The organism is Spirochaetota bacterium, assembly GCA_035477215.1.
Classification (GTDB): domain Bacteria; phylum Spirochaetota; class UBA4802; order UBA4802; family UBA5368; genus MVZN01.
In genome coordinates, this window is the sequence record DATIKU010000048.1 from 26235 (window position 1) to 47200 (window position 20966).

Annotated in this window: 21 protein-coding genes; 10 read left to right on the forward strand and 11 right to left on the reverse strand. The window is 56.2% G+C overall.

Annotated elements, in window-relative coordinates; translation table 11 throughout:
* Positions 1-5 precede the first annotated feature (5 nt).
* From VLM75_11265 to VLM75_11280, 4 genes are all read left to right on the forward strand, one after another.
* Entirely contained in the window at positions 6-1373 is a 1368-nt protein-coding gene (locus VLM75_11265) for a VWA domain-containing protein (protein HSV97495.1), read from the forward strand.
* A gap of 1 nt (position 1374) precedes the next feature.
* A complete protein-coding gene (locus VLM75_11270) occupies positions 1375-3306 on the forward strand; it encodes a cache domain-containing protein (GenBank protein ID HSV97496.1) in 1932 nt (643 codons plus the stop codon).
* Between the two features lie 182 nt (positions 3307-3488).
* Positions 3489-4565: a response regulator gene (locus tag VLM75_11275; GenBank protein ID HSV97497.1), complete on the forward strand. Its 1077-nt coding sequence runs from the start codon at positions 3489-3491 to the stop codon at positions 4563-4565.
* 225 nt (positions 4566-4790) lie between these two features.
* A complete protein-coding gene (locus tag VLM75_11280; protein HSV97498.1) occupies positions 4791-5114 on the forward strand; it encodes an STAS domain-containing protein in 324 nt (107 codons plus the stop codon).
* Between the two features lie 6 nt (positions 5115-5120).
* On the opposite strand, the gene VLM75_11285 is transcribed toward VLM75_11280, so the two are convergent.
* The 9 genes from VLM75_11285 to VLM75_11325 all read right to left on the reverse strand — a co-directional run bounded on the left by VLM75_11285 (position 5121) and on the right by VLM75_11325 (position 14679).
* On the reverse strand, positions 5121-6761 hold the full coding sequence (locus VLM75_11285; protein HSV97499.1) for a SpoIIE family protein phosphatase: 1641 nt from the start codon (positions 6759-6761) through the stop codon (positions 5121-5123).
* On the reverse strand, positions 6761-8680 hold the full coding sequence (locus VLM75_11290; protein HSV97500.1) for a tetratricopeptide repeat protein: 1920 nt from the start codon (positions 8678-8680) through the stop codon (positions 6761-6763). The genes VLM75_11285 and VLM75_11290 overlap by 1 nt, the downstream gene beginning before the upstream one ends.
* Before the next feature lie 155 nt (positions 8681-8835).
* Positions 8836-9279 carry a hypothetical protein gene (locus tag VLM75_11295; protein HSV97501.1) on the reverse strand — a complete coding sequence of 148 codons (444 nt, stop codon included), beginning with the start codon at positions 9277-9279 and terminating at the stop codon, positions 8836-8838.
* Between the two features lie 68 nt (positions 9280-9347).
* On the reverse strand, positions 9348-9923 hold the full coding sequence (gene amrA, locus VLM75_11300; GenBank protein ID HSV97502.1) for an AmmeMemoRadiSam system protein A: 576 nt from the start codon (positions 9921-9923) through the stop codon (positions 9348-9350).
* Between the two features lie 68 nt (positions 9924-9991).
* The gene (amrB, locus tag VLM75_11305) at positions 9992-10813 is read right to left on the reverse strand and encodes an AmmeMemoRadiSam system protein B (GenBank protein HSV97503.1); all 822 of its coding nucleotides are present in this window, start codon (positions 10811-10813) and stop codon (positions 9992-9994) included.
* Positions 10814-10887: 74 nt separating this feature from the next.
* Entirely contained in the window at positions 10888-11571 is a 684-nt protein-coding gene (locus VLM75_11310; protein ID HSV97504.1) for a phosphopantothenoylcysteine decarboxylase, read from the reverse strand.
* Positions 11555-12088, reverse strand: a complete 534-nt coding sequence (locus VLM75_11315) for a flavoprotein (GenBank protein HSV97505.1) — start codon at positions 12086-12088, stop codon at positions 11555-11557. Before VLM75_11315 ends, VLM75_11310 begins: the two co-directional genes overlap by 17 nt.
* Positions 12085-13872, reverse strand: coding sequence for a DNA mismatch repair endonuclease MutL (mutL, locus tag VLM75_11320; protein ID HSV97506.1), 1788 nt, complete (start codon positions 13870-13872; stop codon positions 12085-12087). Before mutL ends, VLM75_11315 begins: the two co-directional genes overlap by 4 nt.
* A gap of 72 nt (positions 13873-13944) precedes the next feature.
* Positions 13945-14679, reverse strand: a complete 735-nt coding sequence (locus VLM75_11325; GenBank protein HSV97507.1) for an NAD-dependent deacylase — start codon at positions 14677-14679, stop codon at positions 13945-13947.
* Between the two features lie 253 nt (positions 14680-14932).
* On the opposite strand from VLM75_11325, the gene VLM75_11330 reads away from it, so the two are divergent.
* Positions 14933-15274, forward strand: coding sequence for a YlbF family regulator (locus VLM75_11330; GenBank protein HSV97508.1), 342 nt, complete (start codon positions 14933-14935; stop codon positions 15272-15274).
* A gap of 47 nt (positions 15275-15321) precedes the next feature.
* Here VLM75_11330 and VLM75_11335 read toward each other — a convergent pair whose 3' ends face one another.
* A complete protein-coding gene (locus VLM75_11335) occupies positions 15322-15498 on the reverse strand; it encodes a hypothetical protein (protein ID HSV97509.1) in 177 nt (58 codons plus the stop codon).
* A 153-nt stretch (positions 15499-15651) separates the two neighbouring features.
* Between VLM75_11335 and VLM75_11340 the strand changes: the two genes are divergently transcribed.
* A complete protein-coding gene (locus VLM75_11340) occupies positions 15652-16008 on the forward strand; it encodes a single-stranded DNA-binding protein (GenBank protein ID HSV97510.1) in 357 nt (118 codons plus the stop codon).
* Positions 16009-16239: 231 nt separating this feature from the next.
* Here the strand turns inward: VLM75_11340 and VLM75_11345 are convergent, their stop codons facing one another.
* Complete coding sequence (locus tag VLM75_11345) at positions 16240-17046, reverse strand: glycerophosphodiester phosphodiesterase (protein HSV97511.1); 807 nt, start codon at positions 17044-17046, stop codon at positions 16240-16242.
* Positions 17047-17312: 266 nt separating this feature from the next.
* Between VLM75_11345 and VLM75_11350 the strand changes: the two genes are divergently transcribed.
* The 4 genes from VLM75_11350 to purB all read left to right on the forward strand — a co-directional run bounded on the left by VLM75_11350 (position 17313) and on the right by purB (position 20959).
* Positions 17313-17858, forward strand: coding sequence for a hypothetical protein (locus VLM75_11350; protein HSV97512.1), 546 nt, complete (start codon positions 17313-17315; stop codon positions 17856-17858).
* A 265-nt stretch (positions 17859-18123) separates the two neighbouring features.
* Positions 18124-18816 (forward strand): hemolysin family protein, encoded by a 693-nt coding sequence (locus VLM75_11355; protein ID HSV97513.1) that lies wholly within the window; start codon positions 18124-18126, stop codon positions 18814-18816.
* Between the two features lies 1 nt (position 18817).
* Positions 18818-19567: a DNA repair protein RecO gene (recO, locus tag VLM75_11360; GenBank protein ID HSV97514.1), complete on the forward strand. Its 750-nt coding sequence runs from the start codon at positions 18818-18820 to the stop codon at positions 19565-19567.
* 96 nt (positions 19568-19663) lie between these two features.
* Positions 19664-20959, forward strand: coding sequence for an adenylosuccinate lyase (gene purB, locus VLM75_11365; protein HSV97515.1), 1296 nt, complete (start codon positions 19664-19666; stop codon positions 20957-20959).
* Positions 20960-20966: the final 7 nt, after the last annotated feature.

A 20966-nucleotide genomic window follows, 5' to 3' on the forward strand; every position in this document is an offset into this window, starting at 1 on the left:
AAGTCATGGTACGACGATCAAGCGTTATGCCCTATGCCACCGAAGAACAGCGACGCGGAACGCAAAAGATCCTCGAGTTCGTCAGGATACTTAAAGATGCGGACGTGCGGGTCTCTCCGTCTGAGGCGATCGACGCGTTCGGCGCACTCGGCCACGTCGACTTCACCGACAGGGCCCTTTTTAAACAGGCACTCGCGACCACCCTCGTCAAGGACTACACCGATATTCCAATTTTCGAACGCTGTTTCAGCGAATTCTTCGACAGGCGGCCGGCTGACGAGATGGACAGTCCGCCGAAAGTCCTCCGAGACACCGGTGCGGACGAAAACGGCCCCTCCTCCGAAAACCTCCGCGAGGCTGAGGACGCGATAGACGCTTTTCTCGAAAGCCTGCCCGAGGAAACCCTGGCAACGCGCTCCATGCGTGACATTGTGAACATCATTCTTGACGATGAATCGCTCGCGTCCTCGTCCGGAGCGCTCGGCATGATGATCATGAACGCGCGCACGCGCCGGGGGCGGTCCGAAAGCGCCGGGGATGAGGAGGAAGACGATGCCACGACCAGGTTCATCATCGGCCGCGTTCGCCGAAGGATAAGGGAAAGGTACATCGGAAAGTCCATACGCAGGCGCGAGGAATATCTTCTCAATAAATATATTTATCAGTTGAAGCCCGCCGAGGTCCAGGAGATGAGGGAACTCGTCAAACGATTCGGCCAGAAACTTAAAAACAGGATATCCCTGCGCAAGAAACGCGTAAAGCACGGCGGGCTCGACGTCAAGCGGACGTTCCGAAGCAACCTGGCCCATGGCGGAATCCCCTTCAGGCTTTTTTACCGCGACAAGAAGATCGACCGGCCCCAACTCGTGGTGCTGTGCGATATCTCGAGCTCGGTAAACCAGTACTCACGCTTCATGCTGCTCCTCACCTACACGCTGCAGGGGCTGTTCTCGAAAGTCCGAACTTTCGCCTTTATCAGCAACATGGTGGAAATAACGCCGCTCTTCATGGAAATGGACCCCGAGCGCGCGCTCAACTCGATCTTCACCGACACCGACTTCACCTACGGCTTCGGAAGCAACTATGGCAGGTGTTTCGACCAGTTCGTCGAAGGCTACAGCGAATCGCTGGGGAGAAAGACCACGGTGCTGGTGCTCGGCGACGCGCGGAACAATAACCAGGACCCGGGGATCGACTCGTTCATGCGAATAAAGGAGTCCTCGCGCAACATCTTCTGGCTCAACCCGGACAGGCGCCACCTCTGGGACTGGAGCGACAGTATCGCGGGCCTTTACGCCGCGCACTGTGCCGAGATGAAAGAAGTGAATAATTTTCTGGACTTATCTGAATTCATCGATAAGCTCTTCAAGTGATATGAAACCCAGGATACAGGCGAGCCTTAGCATAAAACTGATCTTCAGCCTCGTTTCGGTGGTGCTCATCATCGGCTCCGCCTCCATTACCATCGGCCTGCGAATCATCAACAACAACATCGTGGGACAGGCCTACGAGCAGGTCCAGAACGACCTCAAGACCGCGCATTACATTTACGAAGACAAGATTCAAATAATCAATCTCTTCATGCGCCACCTTTCGCTGCTCGCCTACCTCCACGACGCCGTAGAGTATAACGACAGGAGGCTTCTCGTCAACAAGCTCCAGGAGGTCAAGCGGGAGCTCGGTCTCGACATCCTTAACATAGTCGATCCCGCCGGCAGGGTGATCGTCAGGGCGGGCAATCCGGCCAGGACGGGCGACAGTGTTTCGGACGACAAGTATGTCAGTTACGTCCGGACCAACCTCAAATCCTGTTATGGTTCGGACATCATTTCCCGCGAACACCTGGTCCGGGAAGGCGGGGACCTCGCCAACAGGGCGTTCATCGAATTCATTCCCACGCCCATGGCTCGAAAAACCGATGCCACCTATGAGGACAGGGGGCTCGTCCTCAAGGCCGCCTCGCCCATGATCCGCGACGGCAGGCTTATCGGAATCATCTACGGAGCGCGCCTGATCAACCGTAACTACGACATGGTCGACCAGATCAAGAGCCTCGTTTTTAAGGAAAAGAAATACCATGGGTTTGAATACGGCACGGCGACGATTTTCCTCGATGACCTCCGCATTTCGACAAATGTCCTCAGGGAGGACGGGGTGCGCGCCATCGGCACGCGCATTTCCGAGGAAGTCTACAAGAAGGTGTTCGAGCGCGGGAATCTGTGGCTCGACAAGGCCTTCGTGGTCAACACCTGGTATATTTCCGCCTACAGCCCCATTTACGACCTGCACCGCAAGGTGATCGGCATACTCTACGTCGGCATCATAGAAAAAAAGTTCAACGACATCAAGAGGGAAACCACCGTTCTTTTCCTTGCCATCATCATCGTGACCCTCATAATCGCCGTCGGGCTTTCGATCTATCTCATCCAGAATTTCCTGCACCCCGTCAACAATCTGGTCAACGCGTCGAAGGAGATCGCCGATGGCAACTACAATATTCAGATCCCTGTCGACTCCAGGGACGAGTTGGGCTATCTCTGCAAGACCTTCAATTCCATGGTCTCCGCCATCGTCGAGCGGGACAATCTCCTCAAGGAGGATACGCAGAACCAGATAGTACAGTCGGAAAAGCTGGCCTCGCTGGGGAAGCTCGCCGCGGGCATCGCCCACGAGATCAACAATCCCCTTACCGGAGTGCTCACCTACAGCTCCATCCTGCTCGAGGATCTCAAGGACACCGAGCATAAAGACGACCTCGAGGTGATCGTCAACGAGACTCTGCGCTGCCGCAAGATCGTCCGCGAGATCCTCAACTTCGCCAGGGAAACGCGAATCGAGAAGGAGCGCTCGAACATAAACAAGGTCATCAACGAAACGCTTTCGCTGCTCGAAAAGCACGTCAACTTCCAGAACATCAGCATCGTCAAGGACTTCGACTCCGCCGTGCCCGACATGGAGGTCGATATCAACCAGATTAAATCGGTCGTCAACAATCTGTCCCTCAACGCCTCGGATGCGATGCCGGAGGGCGGCACGCTTACCATCCGAACAGGCTTCGATTCCATACAGAACGCCGTGATCGTCGAGTTCATCGACACGGGGCATGGCATCAGCGAGGAGAACATAGGCAGGATATTCGATCCCTTTTTTACGACCAAGCAGACCGGAAAGGGCACCGGACTGGGTCTTGCCGTCACCTATAGCGTCATCAAACGACATAACGGCTCCATCACCGTAAAAAGCTCGACGGGAGAGGGGACTACATTTACCATTGTTTTACCCGTGGCGCAGGGCGGGTCCCAGTGAGACCAGGCGCGTAACCGCCGATGGCGGGCATTTCCACAATAAGTGCTTGAAATTCATCGCACCGTGTCGCAGTTTATTCCCGGACTCGGTGTGCCGTCTTCCCCGGCGGCGGGGAACCATAAAACGGCTGCCTGAGGCGGGCGTTCGGGCGCGATGATTCCGTATCCGGAAAAGGGCATAAAATGGCCATGATAAAGATTCTTATCATTGATGATGAAGAAGTGGTTCTCAAGAGTTCTTTGCGAATTCTCAAGAACGAAGACTACGAGATCGACACGGCCCCGGCCGGCATCGAGGGTCTCGAGATGGCGAAGAGCAAAAAATACGATATCGTCATCACCGACCTCATGATGCCCAAACTCGGCGGAATGGAAATACTCAAAACCCTCCAGAAGGAACAGCCCGATGTTACCGTCATCATCTTCACCGGATACGCCACGGTGGAAACGGCCCGCGAGGCCCTGAAAAACGGCGCCTTCGACTATATTCCGAAGCCCTTTACTCCCGACGAATTGAGGGAAATCGTTAAAAACGCGATCGCCTCGCGTCAGGACAGCTCGCATACGCGGATGCTTGACCTCATGTCCATCGTGTCGCACGAATTGAAAAGCCCCATAAGCGTGGTGCACACCACCGCCGAGACGCTCTACAAGGGCTACTTCGGCAAGCTTGACCCCAGCCAGGAAAAGACGATCGAGACCATCTTGCGCAACTGCCAGTACCTCGAAGACATCATCCGCAACTACCTCGACCTTTCAAAGATGGAACTTAACAACATAGAGGCCTTCACCCAGCCGATCGACCTGGCGGAGGAGGTCGTGAAGCCGGTTGTGGAACTGCCCGAACACGTCGCAAACATGAAAAAGATGCCCATTACCACCGACCTCAAGGTAAGGCCCGTAATCAACGGCGATCCGAATTTACTGAAGATACTGGTCACCAATCTTGTCAACAACGCCATTAAATACGGCAAACCCGAAACCGAGATCAAGCTGACGCTCGAGGAGAAAGGTGGCGCCATAGCGCTTTCCGTCTTCAACGAGGGCGTTGGAATATCCCGAGAAGACATAGAGGCAAGGCTGTTTCAGCGCTTCTCCCGACTCAAACAAAAGGGAACCGAAGGTGTAAAGGGAACGGGCCTGGGGCTTTATATATGCAAAACCATAGCGGAAAAGCACAATGGCACCATAGCCGTTGAATCGGAACAGGGGAGCTGGGCGAAATTCACCGTGACCCTTCCCGTCTTTAAAAAAGAATAGCCGGTGGATTTTTGTTCTTTACATGACCCCGCACGGGTCTGATACATTGTTCGGGGGCCGGTTTGACCGGGCCAGTGACCGCGGTTGAGCCGCGATTTCAACGAAAATATTTTTTTGCGTTGACATGTTCACTCCGGAAAAAGTAGTCTTTCTGCTTATGCCGGAATGCGGCCTTACCGTAAAATAAAGGGAATCATCTTTTGATGGGGCGATTTGGAGGGGCTGATGGAAATAGAATTCAAGGACCTGGGGGAACATAAAATAGTGGAGGTAAGCGGCGAAGTGGACCTCTATAACGTCAGCGAGTTGAAGAAGGCGCTTTTCAGCATAACTGACGGCAAGCATTCCAGCGTAATAGTCGACCTCAAGAACGTCAATTACATGGACTCGTCGGGGATCGGCGCCCTGGTGGCCGGCCAGAAAAAGATGAAAGCCCACAGCGGGAAATTCGCTCTTGTCAACATACACGACGACGTTTTGAACATTCTCAAGCTCGCCACGCTCGACAAGTTTTTCAAGATATTCGAAAGCGAGGATGAGCTGCTGTAGCCGCCGTCAGGAGACCCTCTTCATAACCAGCATCGTCATGTCGTCATGTTGCGGTGCCGCCCCCTGGAAGGTCGAAACGTCTTCGACTATCCTTTCGACTATTCCCTGAGCGTTAAGATCGCTGCTGGCCATGAGCAGCTTCTGCAGGCGGGGGCTGCCGTATTCCTCTCTTTTTTCGTTACGCATCTCGGAAACACCATCCGTATATAACACTACGATATCACCCGGATCGAGCCGCACCTTCGCTTGCGCGTATTCAACGTCCTCGGTTATTCCAATGGGAATGCCTTCCAGGTTCGTCACCGTGCACCTGCCCAGCGATGCCCGATAGCAAAACAGCGGTCCGTGCCCGGCGTTCGAGAAAGACAGCTCTCCCGTTTCGCGGTTGTAAATCATGAAGAAAAGCGTGGCGAACTTGTCCACGGCGAAGTCGGCGCTGAGGGCGTCGTTGATCGAACGGACGATGGTCGCGCAGTCCACACGTTTATTGTTCTTGACCGAGTTGGTGAACACGGTGCGTATCATGACCATCACGAGGGATGCGGGAACCCCCTTGCCCGAAACGTCGCTGATAAGGGCCCCCACCCTTGTGTCGCTGATATCACTGTAATCAAAATAATCGCCTCCCACTCCCTTCGCCGCGCGAGTGAAACCCTTTATCTGGATGCCCGTCTTCTCGTAAAATCCCATGGGATTGAGCCCCTCCTGGATTTCCTTCGCCAGTTCGAGCTGCTCCTCCATGATCCTTGATTCGATCTCCAATTCCTTGGCTTTTTTCAGTTTCTCCGTCATCATGTTAAAATCCTTGGCGAGAAGCCCCAGCTCATCGGACCTGTTGATGTCGATTTTATATTCCAGGTCGCCCGTTGAAATTATCGCGGCCCCCTCGGAGAGTTTTCTGATCGGCTTGATCGTCACGCTGGCAAGAATAAACGATCCTGCGATCGCCGCGGCGAGAAAAAAGACGGCGATTACCATGATGTTCCGGGTGACCTCGGCGATCTGATCACGGATGATCCGGTCGGAAAACCCCATTCGGACCGAGGCGATCCTGTTTTTAAACAGGGTATGGAGCACCGGACTGGAAAAATCATATATGATGCCTCCCTTTTCGACCGGGTCCGGAAAGTCGAGCATGAGAGGGCGCTCGGTCTCGGCGTATTCCTTCGCTTTCCGCGTTATTTCATCATCCTCCATATCGCTTCCGTTTTTCTCTGGATCGAAGTTCTGTATGATCCTTCCGTTCGGATCGAAGATATAGACGTAGCGGATCGACGGGATCTTCTGAACGTTACGAACGGCGGCTATCAGCGCGAGTTCGTCCTTCGCGCTGATCGATTCCTGGGCCGTATTGGTGAGGTGCTCGATCTCGCGCTCGGCGAATTTAATGATTTCGGCCTTGAGAAGCGCGCTTTCCGTGCGGATAAAATAGAGCGTCATGATGATGATGACAACTGATACGAGCGTGATGATCGCCAGGGAGAACTTCATCCTCAGACCGAACCCCACCTTCGGTCCCTCCCGGCGCGCGGCCGCGTCTTTCCCGGCCCCACCTTTTCCTTCCCGTTTTTTCGCGCCGGGACCATCCTTGACCGCCTCGGGACGAGTGTCGCCGGTTTTTTTCTTTCTGTCCTCTGCGCCCATCATCACCTTCCTAACAATACCAGACTTTTACGTATGTTGTTCCTCGCCTTTTCGTGGGTCGGATCGATCACCAGCACCTTGCGCCATTCCTCAATGGCCTTGTCGAAATTATTGTTTGTATAATAATTGATTCCGTTATAATAATAGGTTCGCACGAGCGTTTTCTGCTTATCGGTAAGACCACCCCTTTCCGGGGAGACCTCCCCGCCGCCGAAGCGAAGCTGGGACTCGATCCGGTTCATCGCAATCAGTGATCTGGTATGGTTCGGGTCCCGCGCGGCTACCCAGCGAAAATGGCCAAGGGCCGCCTCGATATTCCCCTGGCCCCCGCGCTGGTAGAGCTCCATGCCCTGCGCGTAGCGCGCCTCGGTCTCCTGCGGATTAACGCCCGCCGGCGCGGTCCGCTCCGCCCCCCGTTTCGCCGCGCCGATAAGGTCGTTGATCTCGGGATAGTCGGCGGATATTGACCGTATCAACTCGAATTTTGTCAACGCCTGCGCGAACTTCCGTCCCTCGAGGAGCTCCTTGCCCTCATCGACGATCTTCTGCGCGAAATCCTGAAAGGCGGCGGGATTCAACGCCAGTTCGCATTTCAAAAGGTGTTCGAGGGCAATGCGGTTTTTAGGGAATAACCGGAGGATATCATCCCACCGCTTTCTCGACTCGATGTAATTGCCCCTGTCATAGAGCTGCCTGCCGGATACAATCAGAGGGTTTATTATATTATAATAGGGTGAGTCAACATCGACCACCTCTTCCTCTATATCGCGGATGGCTTCCTTGACCATGACGATGTACTTTTTTGCCAGTTCATTGCCGGCGTCAAGGACCAGGGTTTTTTCCAGATGGGAAAGCGCTTCCTTATACCGGCCTTCCGAATATGCCAGAAGTCCGTTCTGGAACTCGCGGTCGATGTTCCGAAGCCGGAGCATGCGCTGCTCCTCGGCGTATTCCTTCCGGAGCCGGCCCAGGCCATCCAGCCGCGCGCGGGTGTCTTTATAGTTACTGACCATCGAAAGGGCGTTTTCAAAATCATCCGCCGCCTGGTCGAAGTTCTTTTTGCGTATGTTTTCGATGCCCGACAGATAAAACTGCTCGGCCTGGATGCGCGCGAGCTCAAGGTTTCTGCTTGATTCGAGGATTTCGTCGATCCGGTCTATGTATCTCTTCGCCTCGCGGTTTTTGATATCGAGTGAAAGTATCTCCTCAAAATCGTTCCGCGCGTCCTTATATTTCTTCTCCCCGAAAAGGGCAACCCCGGCGGCCAGGAGGAGCTGAATCTTCTCGTATTTGAGCCGGTTCGAAATCGCCAGCTCCGCGTTTCGCAGGCCCTCGAGTGCAACCGTGTCGTTGGGGACGAAATCGAGCACTTCCTTGTAGTTTGAAAGCGCCTGTTCAAATTTCATGGACTTCATGTTTTCGGCGGCGTCCTGCATGAGGGCGATGTAGCGCTGTTTAAGCTCTTCCGACAGGCGCTTTTTGGCAAGCTCGATCCGGAGCTCTTCCTGAAGCCTGCGCATGTCCTCGCGCATTATCTGCAAATCCGGATCCGCCGGGTCGATCCTGTACGCGACTATGAAATTCGCTATCGCCACGTCCGAGTCGTCCTTGGCCTTCTGAACGTCCACCGGAAGCTCCTGACGGGCCAGCCGGTAATGAAACCGGGCCTTCTGATAGGCGAGGTCCTTGCGGTGCTTCTCCTCGTAGAGCATCTCGATCTTTTTCTGGATGTTTTCGTTGTCGGGCTCGATTTCGAGGATGCGCAGCCATTCTCCAAGCGCCCGGGTGAATTCCTTGTTCATGTAAAATTCGCTTGCGCGGCGGTCGAGCTCCTCAATGCTTTGAGGCCGCGCCACGGACGACATCATCATGATCGCGATGAGCACAAAAACCGGTGTTTTTTTTCTGATTCCGTATCTCATTGTAATCTGCGGCCGGTACGGCCGCGTGCTCCATGAATATCCCCGATCACCCGCGCGTTGCGGATTGCCCCACCGCCGCGCATTCAATATTAATTATACTGATTTTCCCCTACAACAGCAACAGAGATTGCGCATACGCTTATTCCGGCGTACGCTTACCGGCTTATCGTGACAAACGTCCGATTGGACATAAGCCACCCCTGCGCCGCCATTTTGCCCTCGGTAAACCTGATAAAAACGGCATCTCCGCGCACGATCTGATACGGCCGGCCGCTCGTCCTCTTTACGGCGCTCGCCTCGAAGGAGAGCGATCGATGTACGAAGGGATTGCCGTCCTGGTCTTTGCGGATATCCTTCTCGTTCGCGTCCTCCACCGATGTGACCATCAGATCGGTCAGGTAATAGTCGCGGTACATGTCCCTGAACACGGCTTCGCTTTTTGGATACGCCTCACACCGTGCATAGTTCTGATAATTCAAGTCCTGGATCGCCCTCGCCCATTTCGTGATTACATAGGCGGGCTCAGGCGTTTTTTCCGACTTCTTACAGCCCGCCGCCACAAGGGCAATGACGATGAAAACAAAGATGGTTCTTTTCATACTGTACCTCCTCGACCGGTGCCGTACATTTAATTATCGTGCGCCGCGGAGCCGCGCTTTACGGAAAGTTACTTAAGGCCGTGCGCCTTTTCGCCGAAAACCTGGGCGGAGAACTTTTCTATTTTTGTACCCTTCGCCCGCCAGGCGTCCCCGGGCAGGCCCGCCTTGTAACACGTATGCTCGAGGAAAGTATTCCCGTCCCAGCCACATTCGGTGGCCACCTGGGGAAGGAGCAGCCCGGTTCGGTACCCGGCGCTGATAATAAGCCCGTCGCGACCGATGACGATCTCGGATACGTCCCGCACCTCCTCGATCGGGGACATGATGGATATCTCTATATCGATGATGTCGTATTCCCGTTTCCCGAGCGGGGGAAAGCGCGGATCCTTGAACGCCGAAGCGTTCGCCATGTCGATGATCGTCTCAGGGATTGTCTTTATTCCCTTGATATAGCCTATGCACCCCCGCAGTGCGCGGCCGGCATGCAGGGTCACGAATGCCCCGCATTTTTCGGCGAAAATCCGGTCGCTGAAATCATCTACCATATCGATTTCGGGCAGGCCCTTTCCGTCGAGCACGTTCCGGATGGTCCGTCGCGCCAGTCCGAGCAGCCTGACCTGCTGTTCCCCGCTCAGTTCTATCATCTTTCGTATCCTGTGGTTCCGTCCATGTCCCGGCCCTTTCGTTACGGCAGCGACCATTGCTCTTTCATTTATTTAACGATCGCTGCCGCCAGGTAACCGACCACCTGGTCCCTGCCGCCGGCGGTATCGCCCGAATTGGCGTACTTGAGCACTTCCACGCGGGACGCTCCCATAAGGCTCCCCAGCTCCATGCCCGTCAGTACCGGCCCCTCTCCACACGCCTGGGACCTGTCGGCGCGGAGGGAACCGGACAGTTCGCCCGTGTTATAGCGCCTGAGCGTTTCGATGAAGACCCCGTCGATCCTCCTGGCCTCCTCGTACGGATGGTAATGCGAAAGGTCCGTGGAGATAACGACCACGAAACGTCTTTTTTCTCCCGCCAGGACTTCGGCCATCTCCGCGGCCAGCGAGCGGCAGACCGCAAGGTCCGTCGTCCCGACGACGATCGGAACCAGGGTGAATTCGCCGAGCACGCGCTGGAGGAAAGGCACCTGCACCTCGAGCGAGTGCTCGCTGTCGTGCGCCTCGCGGATGAACGTAATGCGGGACTTCTTTACCAGTTCACCGCCTATCGCCTCGTCGATGGTCGCATCGCCGAGCGGGGTGGCATACAGGCCGGAGGGGATGACCGACGCGCCGTCGAAACGGGCGCGATGACAGGGCGCCAGCACCACCGCCACCTGCACGCCCAGGCCCTTCAGCAGATTATACGAATACGCCGCGACCGGCCCCGAATAAACGTACCCGGCGTGCGGAACGATAAGCCCGAAAAGTTCACCCCCGATACCGACTTTGCCCGCATTTTTAAGATAGGTGTCTATATCGGTCGCGAGTTTCCCGGGGTTTGAAGGATAAAACGAACCTGCGACCGCCGGCTTCCTGTGCCACATATCAACCTCCCGGTTCGCGGAAAACGCCCTCAGGCCTGCGCAATCCCACGGGCCTCCGCGCGGGCGCATCCCCTTTACTGTCTTCGCGCGGCAAGTTCGAGCTCGACTTTCTCAAGAATTCCGGCAGCCAGCTCCTTCTTCGGCATGAGCGGAAAATCGATCCGTCCGCCGCCGCGCGTGAAAATGACGACGATATTGGTGTCCGCCGAAAAACCGGCCCCTTCCTTTGCGACATCGTTGAGGCAGATCATGTCCAGGTCCTTTTCCTTCAGCTTTGAGAGGGCATAGGCCTCCGCATTGTGCGTTTCAGCCGCGAACCCGACCACGAAGAGCCCCGCGAGCAACGGGTCGGCGGCCTTCCTCGACGCGACGGTTTTCAGTATATCGGGATTTTTGATTAGGTCTATCCTTAGCTCTTCCGATTGCTTCTTGATCTTGAGGGTCGCGCGCCCGGCGGGACGATAGTCGGCGGGCGCGGCCGCCATGATGAGCACCGCGCCGCCCGTAAGCTCGTTCATCACCGCGGCGAGGAGCTCTTCGGTGGACTCCACCCCTACGGTACGATACGGCCTGCCGGCCAGAAGTGACCGGTCCATGGGACCGTGGATGAACACCGTATCGCCCGACAGTGAATGTGCCGCGTCCGCGAGGGCCACTCCCATCTTGCCCGACGAGGCGTTCGATATATACCGCACCGGGTCGATCCACTCGCGCGTGGGACCGCCGGTAACGATGATCTTTCTATTCCTCAAGAACATCCATGGCAGCCCTGTAAATGGTCTCGACCTCGGCCAGCTTTCCGTATCCGAAATCGCCGCAGGCCACCGGACCCTCCGCGGGCTCGACGAAGCGCACGCCCCACGATTTGAGCTTCTCCATGTTCGCCTGTACGGCACGGTGTCCCCACATATTGGGATTCATCGCCGGCGCGATCACGACCGGGCAGAGCACCGACAGGAAGGTGGTGCTGAGAAGATCGTCGGCAATGCCGTTTGCGAATTTCCCCAGGATGCTGGCCGTAGCCGGCGCAACCACCATGAGCGCGGCATCGTCCTTGAGCTCGATATGGCCCATGGCGCGGCGCTCGCGGGCGAACGTTTCGGTATAGACCGGGTTTCCCGAGAGCGTCTCGAGCGTGAGCGGCGTGACCAGGTGGACGGCGTTTTCGGTAAGAACGCAGTGCACCGAATATCCCGCCTTGACGAAGAGGCGCGTGAGATCGCATGCCTTGTATGCGGCGATGGATGACGAGATTCCGAGTATTATCTTCTTCATGATCGTTTGAACAATTTCTCCATATCGGATCTGCCGAGCCTGTAGACGAACGGCCTTCCGTGCGGACAGCGTAGTTCATACGCGCCGGAGAAGGTCTTCTGTATGATCAGATCAATCTCCTGCGCCAGGAGGCCGTCACCCGCCCTCCGCGCCGAATGGCAGGCGAGCCGCCGCGCAACACGCTCCCTCACGCCCATCGTTTTACCTTCATCGCCCGTCAGCGACTCGACCAGGTCCGCGAAAAAACCGTCGATGTCGATCCCCGCGGCGAGCACCGGCACGGAGCGGACTATGACAGCATTTTCCGAAAATTCGTCCATGTCAAATCCTATTTCGGCGAGGAAGGAGGCATGTTCGCCGATGACGCCAAATTCCTCCAGCGAAAGCTCTATAACCTTCGGAAAGACCAGCGCCTGCGATTCGAACGATGATTCCTTTTTCATGAGCTCATCGTAGATGAAACGCTCGTGCGCGGCGTGAAAATCGACGATGCAGAGCGATTCGGCGTCCTCGCAGAGAATGTAGGTGTCGAAGACCACGCCGAGCGCGCGTACCGCGGTTTGCCCGCGAAGATCACGGTAGAGCGCAGCTCCCTCGTTTACGATGCTTCGCGCCGTCTCATTGTCCGCGCCCTCCGCCGGCCGGTCCGCTCCGAGGCGGCACGCATCAGCCGCTGTTTGGGACGTCCCGCCCTCCCGGAACTCGTCCGCGCCGAAGGGAAGGACCTCATCCCGTCCATACTCCGTTTCGCCGCCCGGGGCGGATTCGGTCCTCAACGCTCCCTCTCCGATCGCATGGGGCCGCTCTCCGAGCGCCTTGCGGCAGAGTGCCGTAATAAGGTTGTCGAAATACTTCTGGTCGAAAAACTTGATCTCACGCTTCGCCGGATGGATATTGACATCGATGAGTCCGGGGTCCACGTCGATGAACAGTATCGCCGCGGGAAGGCGCCCCTGCGCGGCGATGCCCTCGTAGGCGCGCGACAGGAGAAATCCCAGGTAGCGATACTCCACCGCTCGCCTGTTTACATAGAGCATTTGCATGGAGCGTGTCGATTTGAGAAACTCCGGCGTCGAAAGGAATCCTTCTATCGATACGCTGATATCGGACAGGCGGGCCGGCTGGAGCCGCTTCATCGTTTCGCTTCCATAAACCTGCGCAGCGCGCTCGGCGATGGAGGACGTTCGCTCCAGCCTGATGCCCGGCTTCCCTTCAGAAAGCAGGGCGAAGCGTATTTCGGGATGGGCGAGCGCCATTCGCAAAAAAATTGCGCGAATGTTCCGCATCTCGGTTGTCTTCGATTTCAGGAACTTTTTACGCGCCGGTGTATTGTAAAAAAGGTTTTCGACGATGATGGTGGTCCCCACCGGACCCGCATAGTCGCGCATTTCGAGCGATCCCTCGCGATACGCCAGGCGGGCACCCTCTTCCCCGCCGGATGTCCTGGTATACATGGTTATGCGCGATATTTCCGCTATGCTCGAAAGCGCCTCGCCGCGAAAACCGAAGGTGGCGATCCGCTCGATATCGCCGATCTCACGGATTTTACTGGTCGCGTGTTCCATGAGCGCGAGCGCCACGTCGTCGCGGTGTATCCCCGAGCCGTTGTCGCGTACCACGATCTTTTTAAGTCCGCTGTCGTAAATCTCCACCTCGATCTCCGTGGAGGCTGCGTCGATGGAGTTCTCCACGAGCTCCTTGACGACCGAAAAGGGCCCCTCCACCACTTCGCCGGCGGCGATCTTCTTTTTTACCGATTCTGGCAGTATCTGTATGCGGTTCATGGCCTGATTCGTTATTAAACGATTACTCCCGCGGCCACGCCGGCGTTCATGTTCGCCGCGGCGCGTCCCGCTCTACAGGCGCGCGGCGAGCCCGGGGAGCGTGGTGCCGACCGGTCCCTGGATGAAGACGTCGGTAATCGAATGAGTGAGGCCGGTCGATTCGAGGTTCATCTCGATGACCCGGCCGCCGTTGGATTTAACGATATACGGTATGCTGCTTGCGGGGTAAACGACCGCCGAGGTGCCGATGACCAGTATTACGTCGGCCAGATTGGAAAGCCGTTCGGACTCGGCGAGCGCCCGCACGGGGATCGCCTCGCCGAAAAAAACGACACTCGGCTTGAGCACGGCCGAACAGTCGCAACAGGGCGGCACCCTGTCTTTAAGCTCGAATTCGCCCGCGCCGTAGCTCCGGCCGCAGTTGAGGCAGTCGAGCCGGCCGGCGTTGCCGTGAAACTCTATGACGCTCTTGCTTCCCGCCGCCTGATGGAGGTTGTCGATGTTCTGAGTGATGACCGACCGGAGGATGTTCATCCTTTCGAGATCGGCAAGCGCCCTGTGCGCCGGGTTCGGTGAGGCGCTCGATGTGAGCTCGATGAGCTCGAATACCATCTTCCATATCTTCTCCGGATTTCGCCGGAACGCGTCTATATGCGCATATTCCAGGGGATCGTACTTCTCCCACAGTCCGCAGGCGCCGCGGAAATCCGGGATCCCGCTTTCCACCGATATCCCGGCCCCGGTGAGGCATATCACCGTCTTCGCGCCTCCTATGATCTCCGCCGCCTGCCGATATTGTTCTTCCATGCCCAACCCCGTTTACGATAAACGTGATGAAAATCCAGGGAATACCCGTTTCCCTCCGCCACAGGCGGGGGAAACCCGCCCTGCCTATCCATCCAAAAACAACTCTGACTGCGTAGCATAGTAAACGGAGCGAAAGGGACCTTCGTCAAGAGAAAAATGTTTGCGTATTTTGGCGGGATGGTGAGTTTTGAAAGCCCCCGGATGCCGACATAAACGCATCGGGAAACGATTCAATTAAGGATGGCCGGGGCGTATGGGAACTGGAGCTGAAGAGATTCGGGAAAAAACCGACGAACTTGCGGAGCTCATCCGCCGCCATCCCCTTGCGGTCCGCCACGACCGGCTGCGCTCGGAAGTGAACGCCGAAGCGCCCTCTCGCGAACTTTTCGTGCGATTGATTCGGCTGGGCGCCATGATCGACCGTACGGCGAGAACGGGAAGCGCGGCCGAGATCCCGGCGGAGGAGAAGAAGGAGCTGGAAAAATCGCTCGAAGCGAACGGACTGGTCAGGTCGTATATCGAGGTACGCAGGGAGCTTGTCGCTTTGATCGTTGAGGTGATGGAAAAAATCCGCAATCCCGATGCGACGACCTGAACCGAACCGCGCCCCGGACCATGCGACTGCGGCCCGACCCCACTTATTCAGCGCGCCTTTTCTTCGTCGCAATCGGGCGAATCGTCAACTCCCCGCCCGGCACAATCGGCCACGGGACAGCGGTCACACTCGCACTCGCGGCTGCCGGCAATCATCCTGCGCACCCGGATGATACCGTAGACGGCTGCGGCCAGGGTGATTATCAGAACCAGCGCCTCCTGCATCGCCAACCTCCGTAATCAAGCTACCATATTTCAGGGCCTGAAGCAAGGAATTCGATCTACCATTTTTTTATTTCCCGCCGAAAAAGTTTTAACTTTTCACCTCCGCCATTCGTTTTCACAGTAATACGTCATACAATTCGAAGGAGAACGACCATGTTCAACTACACCGCCGCGACAATCGAGGGTAACGTCACCCACGATCCGGTCATGCGAACAACCAAGACCGGCAAGGCCATCTGCACGTTTTCGATCGCCATAAACCACTTCACCTCGCCCGACACGCCGCCGAAGGTTTCGTACATCGACATCGAGACATGGGAGAAGGTCGCCGAAATGTGCGGCAAAAACATCTCCAAGGGTAAAAAGATTATGGTGATCGGCACGCTCAAGCAGGACCGCTGGGAGGGCAAGGACGGTAAAACCCAGTCCAAAATCAAACTGGTGGGAAAGGAGATACGCTTCCTCGACGTCAAGAAAAAGGAGGGCGGAGTCGCCGAGCGGGCGGTTTAACGCTCCCCGGGACAGTGCACCATGTGACGTCCAGCCGAATTGTGTTTGCAAAGGGCGCCGCTATTGCCATACCTGCGATATAAATTAGCAATTCGCCGGGAGGTCCCTTGGTGTACGACGGTCCCATCTACGCGGTCAACCTGTTCGATATAGCCGACAGGGAGGAGTACATGGCGAACTCGCGCCGCTCGGCGCGCAAGGTGGCGGCCCGCGCCCGTTGTTGAAACAGGGTTAAGCGACGGGGAAATAGTCCGCGGCGACTTTTTTGAGCAGGGAGGGATGATCGGACATGACGGCGTCCGCACCGGTGTCGTAGAGACGGCGCATGGCCTCTTCTTCATTGATGGTCCATACGTGGACGCGCAGGCCCTTTTTATGCGCCTGCTCAACGAAGGCATTGCTTACGACCCTGGAGGGACCGAAGAATTCCGGTATCTGGAGGGCGTCGGCCGGAAAACTTTTTTTTAAATAAAGAAAGCCCGACCTGAACAGAAAATAATAGAACAGCGCCTCGGAAAGCGAAAACGATGTGGCCATTTCGGGAAATCTCTCCCTTACGGGTCTGATGTTTGCGGCGTGCTCCGAGGCTGTCAGCACCCGGTGTTGGGCGGCGCATTTCTCTATGATCTTGCAGTAATACGGCACCTGGGCCGGGTTTTTGGCCTTGAGGTCGATATTGAACCGCTGTCCCGGAAATTCCTCGAGCAGCTCCTCGAGAGAGATCAGCGACAGCCCCTTGGCGCGAAAGGGAAAGCTTTTCCCCCCGTCGACAGAGAAGCCGTACCCCGCGTCGAATTTTTTAAGGTCCGCCAGCGTATAGTCCGCCACAAGGCCGCTGCCATCGCAGATCCGACCCAGCTCGCCGTCGTGAGCCACCACGAAACGGTTGTCTTTCGTAAAGTGCACGTCGGTCTCGACTGCGTCCACACCGATCTTTACCGCCTCCCTGAACGAGAGAAGCGTGTTCTCGGGATACCCTCCCGATGCGCCGCGATGGGCGAAAACCCTGGGTTCGGGAATGAAAAATTTCTTGCTCATGGCCTGCCAACTCTCCGGCTACGGAATCGGACGACAGCCGCGGCAATCCGGAAGCCGCTACACAACCCTGACGCGCCGGCCGTACCCGGCCGCTGAAGGATTTAAACCCGCATTTCCAGGGTATCGAACAAACTTATTGTAAAGCGGCTCAAAATCCCAATAGTCAAGAAAAATAAAATTTTATTGATTTTAATTGCAGGACCGGTTATACTTAAGGTTGAATTTTGACGGCTGTCCGCATATCTTCAGCGTGAAGGAAGCCCATTATGGCAAAAGCAACCTCCCTTCTTAAGGCGTACCTCGGCAATACCATACCGGCCAATGGCGGTTTTATCATCTCTTCGTTTTTTGACAACGATTCGGCATATACCATTTACGAGATCACCTCGTACGTAAACGTAAAGGATATATACAAAAGCCCGGATGGGCTGGTATTCAAAACCGACGGCAACAGAACGCACATCCTCGTCGAACCGGCCTCGTTTACCCAGCGATTCTCCGAACCGGTACACCGCGAGAAGGGCAAGTCCATACCCTACCGTTTCTCCGAGATGGAAGTGATAACCGGCAAGAAACAGGAAAAGATCATGGTTCCCATAGAACCGATCATGCTCTATTCTTCGTTCACCATTCTGGACACCGTGGGCGAGAATTTTTCGTTCGTGTTCCACCCGACCGAAGACGTCTACATGGCGATGAGGAAGTTCATAGCTGACACCATGTACAATGACTGCAACCTCACCAAGGACGAATGCAAGCGCGCATCAGAGCTGGCGCTTTCCACCATCAAGAAGTTCACAATCTGGAAATGACCGCCCGCCGGGGCGCCGATTATTTGATTGACAGGGGCGGACCTCCGGATTGAATACTACCGGTGTGCCACGTAACACTCCTTTACAGGATGAACGATTGACAATGACATCGGATAATTCGGATTTACCAAATTCACCCGGACGGTTTATACTGCGTGACCTCTTATTGAAAATCAGGAACCGTCTCACTGGTTCCCCGCGCGAAACCGCAACCGGGGAATCCCAACCCGGGGAAGGTCCCTACCTTGAAACCGCCGAGCAGGAGATGATACGCGGCGTTATGGGACTCGCGAGCAAAAATGTCCGCGAGATCATGATACCGCGCATCGACGTTGTGGCGGTCTCCTCTGCCATTTCGCTCAACGCGCTGGTGAAGGTCATCGACGACGCCGGCCATTCCCGCATTCCGGTCTACAACGAAACAATCGACAACATCGCCGGGATCCTCTATGTAAAGGAACTCCTTCCCTTTATCGCGCACAAACCGCGCAAATTCGAGCTAAAGAAGATGCTGCACAGGCCCTACTTCGTCTCGGAGACCATGCCGCTGGACAATCTGCTGGTTGAGTTTAAAAGACGGAGGCTGCATCTCTCCTGCGTAGTTGATGAATACGGCGGTTTCGGCGGGATTATCACGCTCGAGGACATCATCGAGGAGATCGTCGGCGACATCAAGGACGAGTTCGACGACGACGAGGCCCCCGAAATACGCAAGATCGGCCGCAACTCCTACGAGGTCGATTCGCGCATGACGCTTTCTGATTTCAACGAGGAAGCGGGAATGAACCTGCCGGCCGACGAGTTCGACACGATCGGCGGGTTTGTCTTCGATCTGTTCGGCAAGATACCGAAGATAAAAGAAACGGCCCGTTTCGAGAACGTTTCGTTCAAAATAAAGGAAATAAAAGGCACCCGCCTTACGCGCGTGATCATCACGATATCGCCCCCCAGACAATAAAATGGAAATAAGGAAGGCCACCGGTCTCGTCCTGCATTCGCGGCAGTCGGGAGAGGCCGACGTTCTTGCGCGCATACTGACCGGCGAGTTCGGTAAAACGAATTTTGTGTTCAAGGGGCTTAAAAAAAGCAAAAAGCGCCCGCTCGCGGCCGGGGAGCCTGGCACCATTCTTCAGCTCATGTACCACCGGCACGACAACCGGGACTTCCAGGTGGTGAACGAGTTCAGGGTAGTCAGGCACCGACTCGACCTCAGGAGCGACCTCGGATGTATTCTTCACCTTTACTTCATACTCGAGGTGGTCGACAAGACGACCGGCCACGATGATCCGCAGTCCCGCGTCTATTCGCTCGCCACGGCGGCGATCGACGCGCTTGCCGAAAGCGTACACCACGTCCACCTTTCGGCGTTTTTTTTGATTCACCTGCTGCGCTTCCACGGCGTCCTGCCCGATCTCAACCGCTGCAGAATGTGTGGAACGACGAATTTAAGGTCATTTACGCTGGATACCACGGATTTTATGCCGGTCTGCGATCGCTGTCTCACTTCGCGAACGGGCGGCAGGACGGCACTCGACGTCACTGCGCGGGAATTCGTCACGGCCGCGCTCGGCGTCAGGTTCTCGTCCCTCGAGTGCGAACGTTTCGCCGCCGGGGCGATCTCCAGCCTGCTTTTCCATCTTGCACTGTTCGTCGAAAGCTATTTCCGCTGCGAGATTAAATCAAAGGGAATGCTGTTTTCCGGGTTGTAGCCGTGCAAATCCAAGGGGACCGGAAAAATTGCTTGATTTTACGTATACGCCCGCGGGAAACTCTCAATTCAGCCTACCATCACGTCAGAGGTTGTCATGATCGATCGCTATTCGCGCGGGGAAATCGCCAATATCTGGACGCTTGAGAACAAGTTCAGGATATGGCTCGACATCGAAATCGCCGCCTGCGAGGCCAACGCCCGACTCGGCCTCGTCCCCGACGAGGACCTCGCGATCATCCGCGACAAGGCCGACTTCAACGTCGAGCGTATCCTTGAAATTGAAACCCAGGTGCACCACGACGTCATCGCCTTTCTCACCTGCGTGGGCGAGTACGTCGGTCCTTCGAGCAGGTTCATTCACTACGGCCTCACCTCGAGCGATATCGTCGATACGGCGCTCTCCATACAGATGAAGCAGTCCGGCGGGATCATTGTAAAGGGGATCGAAACGCTTATCGAAAAACTGCGCGGCCTGGCGCTGAAGCACAAGAAAACACCCTGCATGGGCCGTTCGCACGGCGTACACGCCGAGCCTACCACCTTCGGCATGAAGATGGCGCTCTATTTTAAGGAATTCCAGCGAAACCGCGACCGCCTCGCCTGTGCAATCGAAAACGCGTCCTACGGCAAGCTCTCGGGCGCGGTGGGAACCTACAGCAACATCGATCCCGAGGTCGAGCGCTACGTCTGCGATAAGATGGGCCTTAAGGCCGAACCCGTCGCCACACAGATCATCCAGCGCGACCGCCACGCCGAGTTCATGGCGGCGCTCGCCATCACCGCCGGAAGCCTCGACAAACTCGCCACGGAGATCCGACACCTCCAGCGCACCGAGGTGCGCGAGGTGGAGGAGCCTTTCCAGAAAGGCCAGAAGGGATCGTCGGCGATGCCTCACAAGCGCAATCCCATCCTTGCCGAGCGCGTATCCGGACTCTCGCGCGTCATCAAGGCGAATATGAACGTGGCGCTCGACGACATGACCCTCTGGCACGAGCGTGACATTTCGCACTCGTCGGCCGAGCGCGTAATCCTCCCCGACTCGACCGTGGCGCTCGATTACATCATCCACCGCATGATCTTCATCCTCGACGGGCTCGTCGTCTACACCGACTCCATGAGGGAAAACCTGGAGCGCACGGGCGGCCTTTTCTATTCGCAGTCATTGCTGCTGAAACTCGTCGAAAAGGGCCTATCGCGCGAGGACTCCTACGCCCTGGTCCAGGACATCGCCATGCGGGTGTGGAAGAAGGAGGGAACGCTCAGGGAGCTCGCGGAGCGCGATCCGAAAATCGGCGCATTGCTCGACAAGCACGAGCTCGACGCCTTATTCGACATGTCCGGCTATCTTAAAAATATCGATTATGTTTTCAAAAACGCGGGTCTGGAATAGGAAGGCC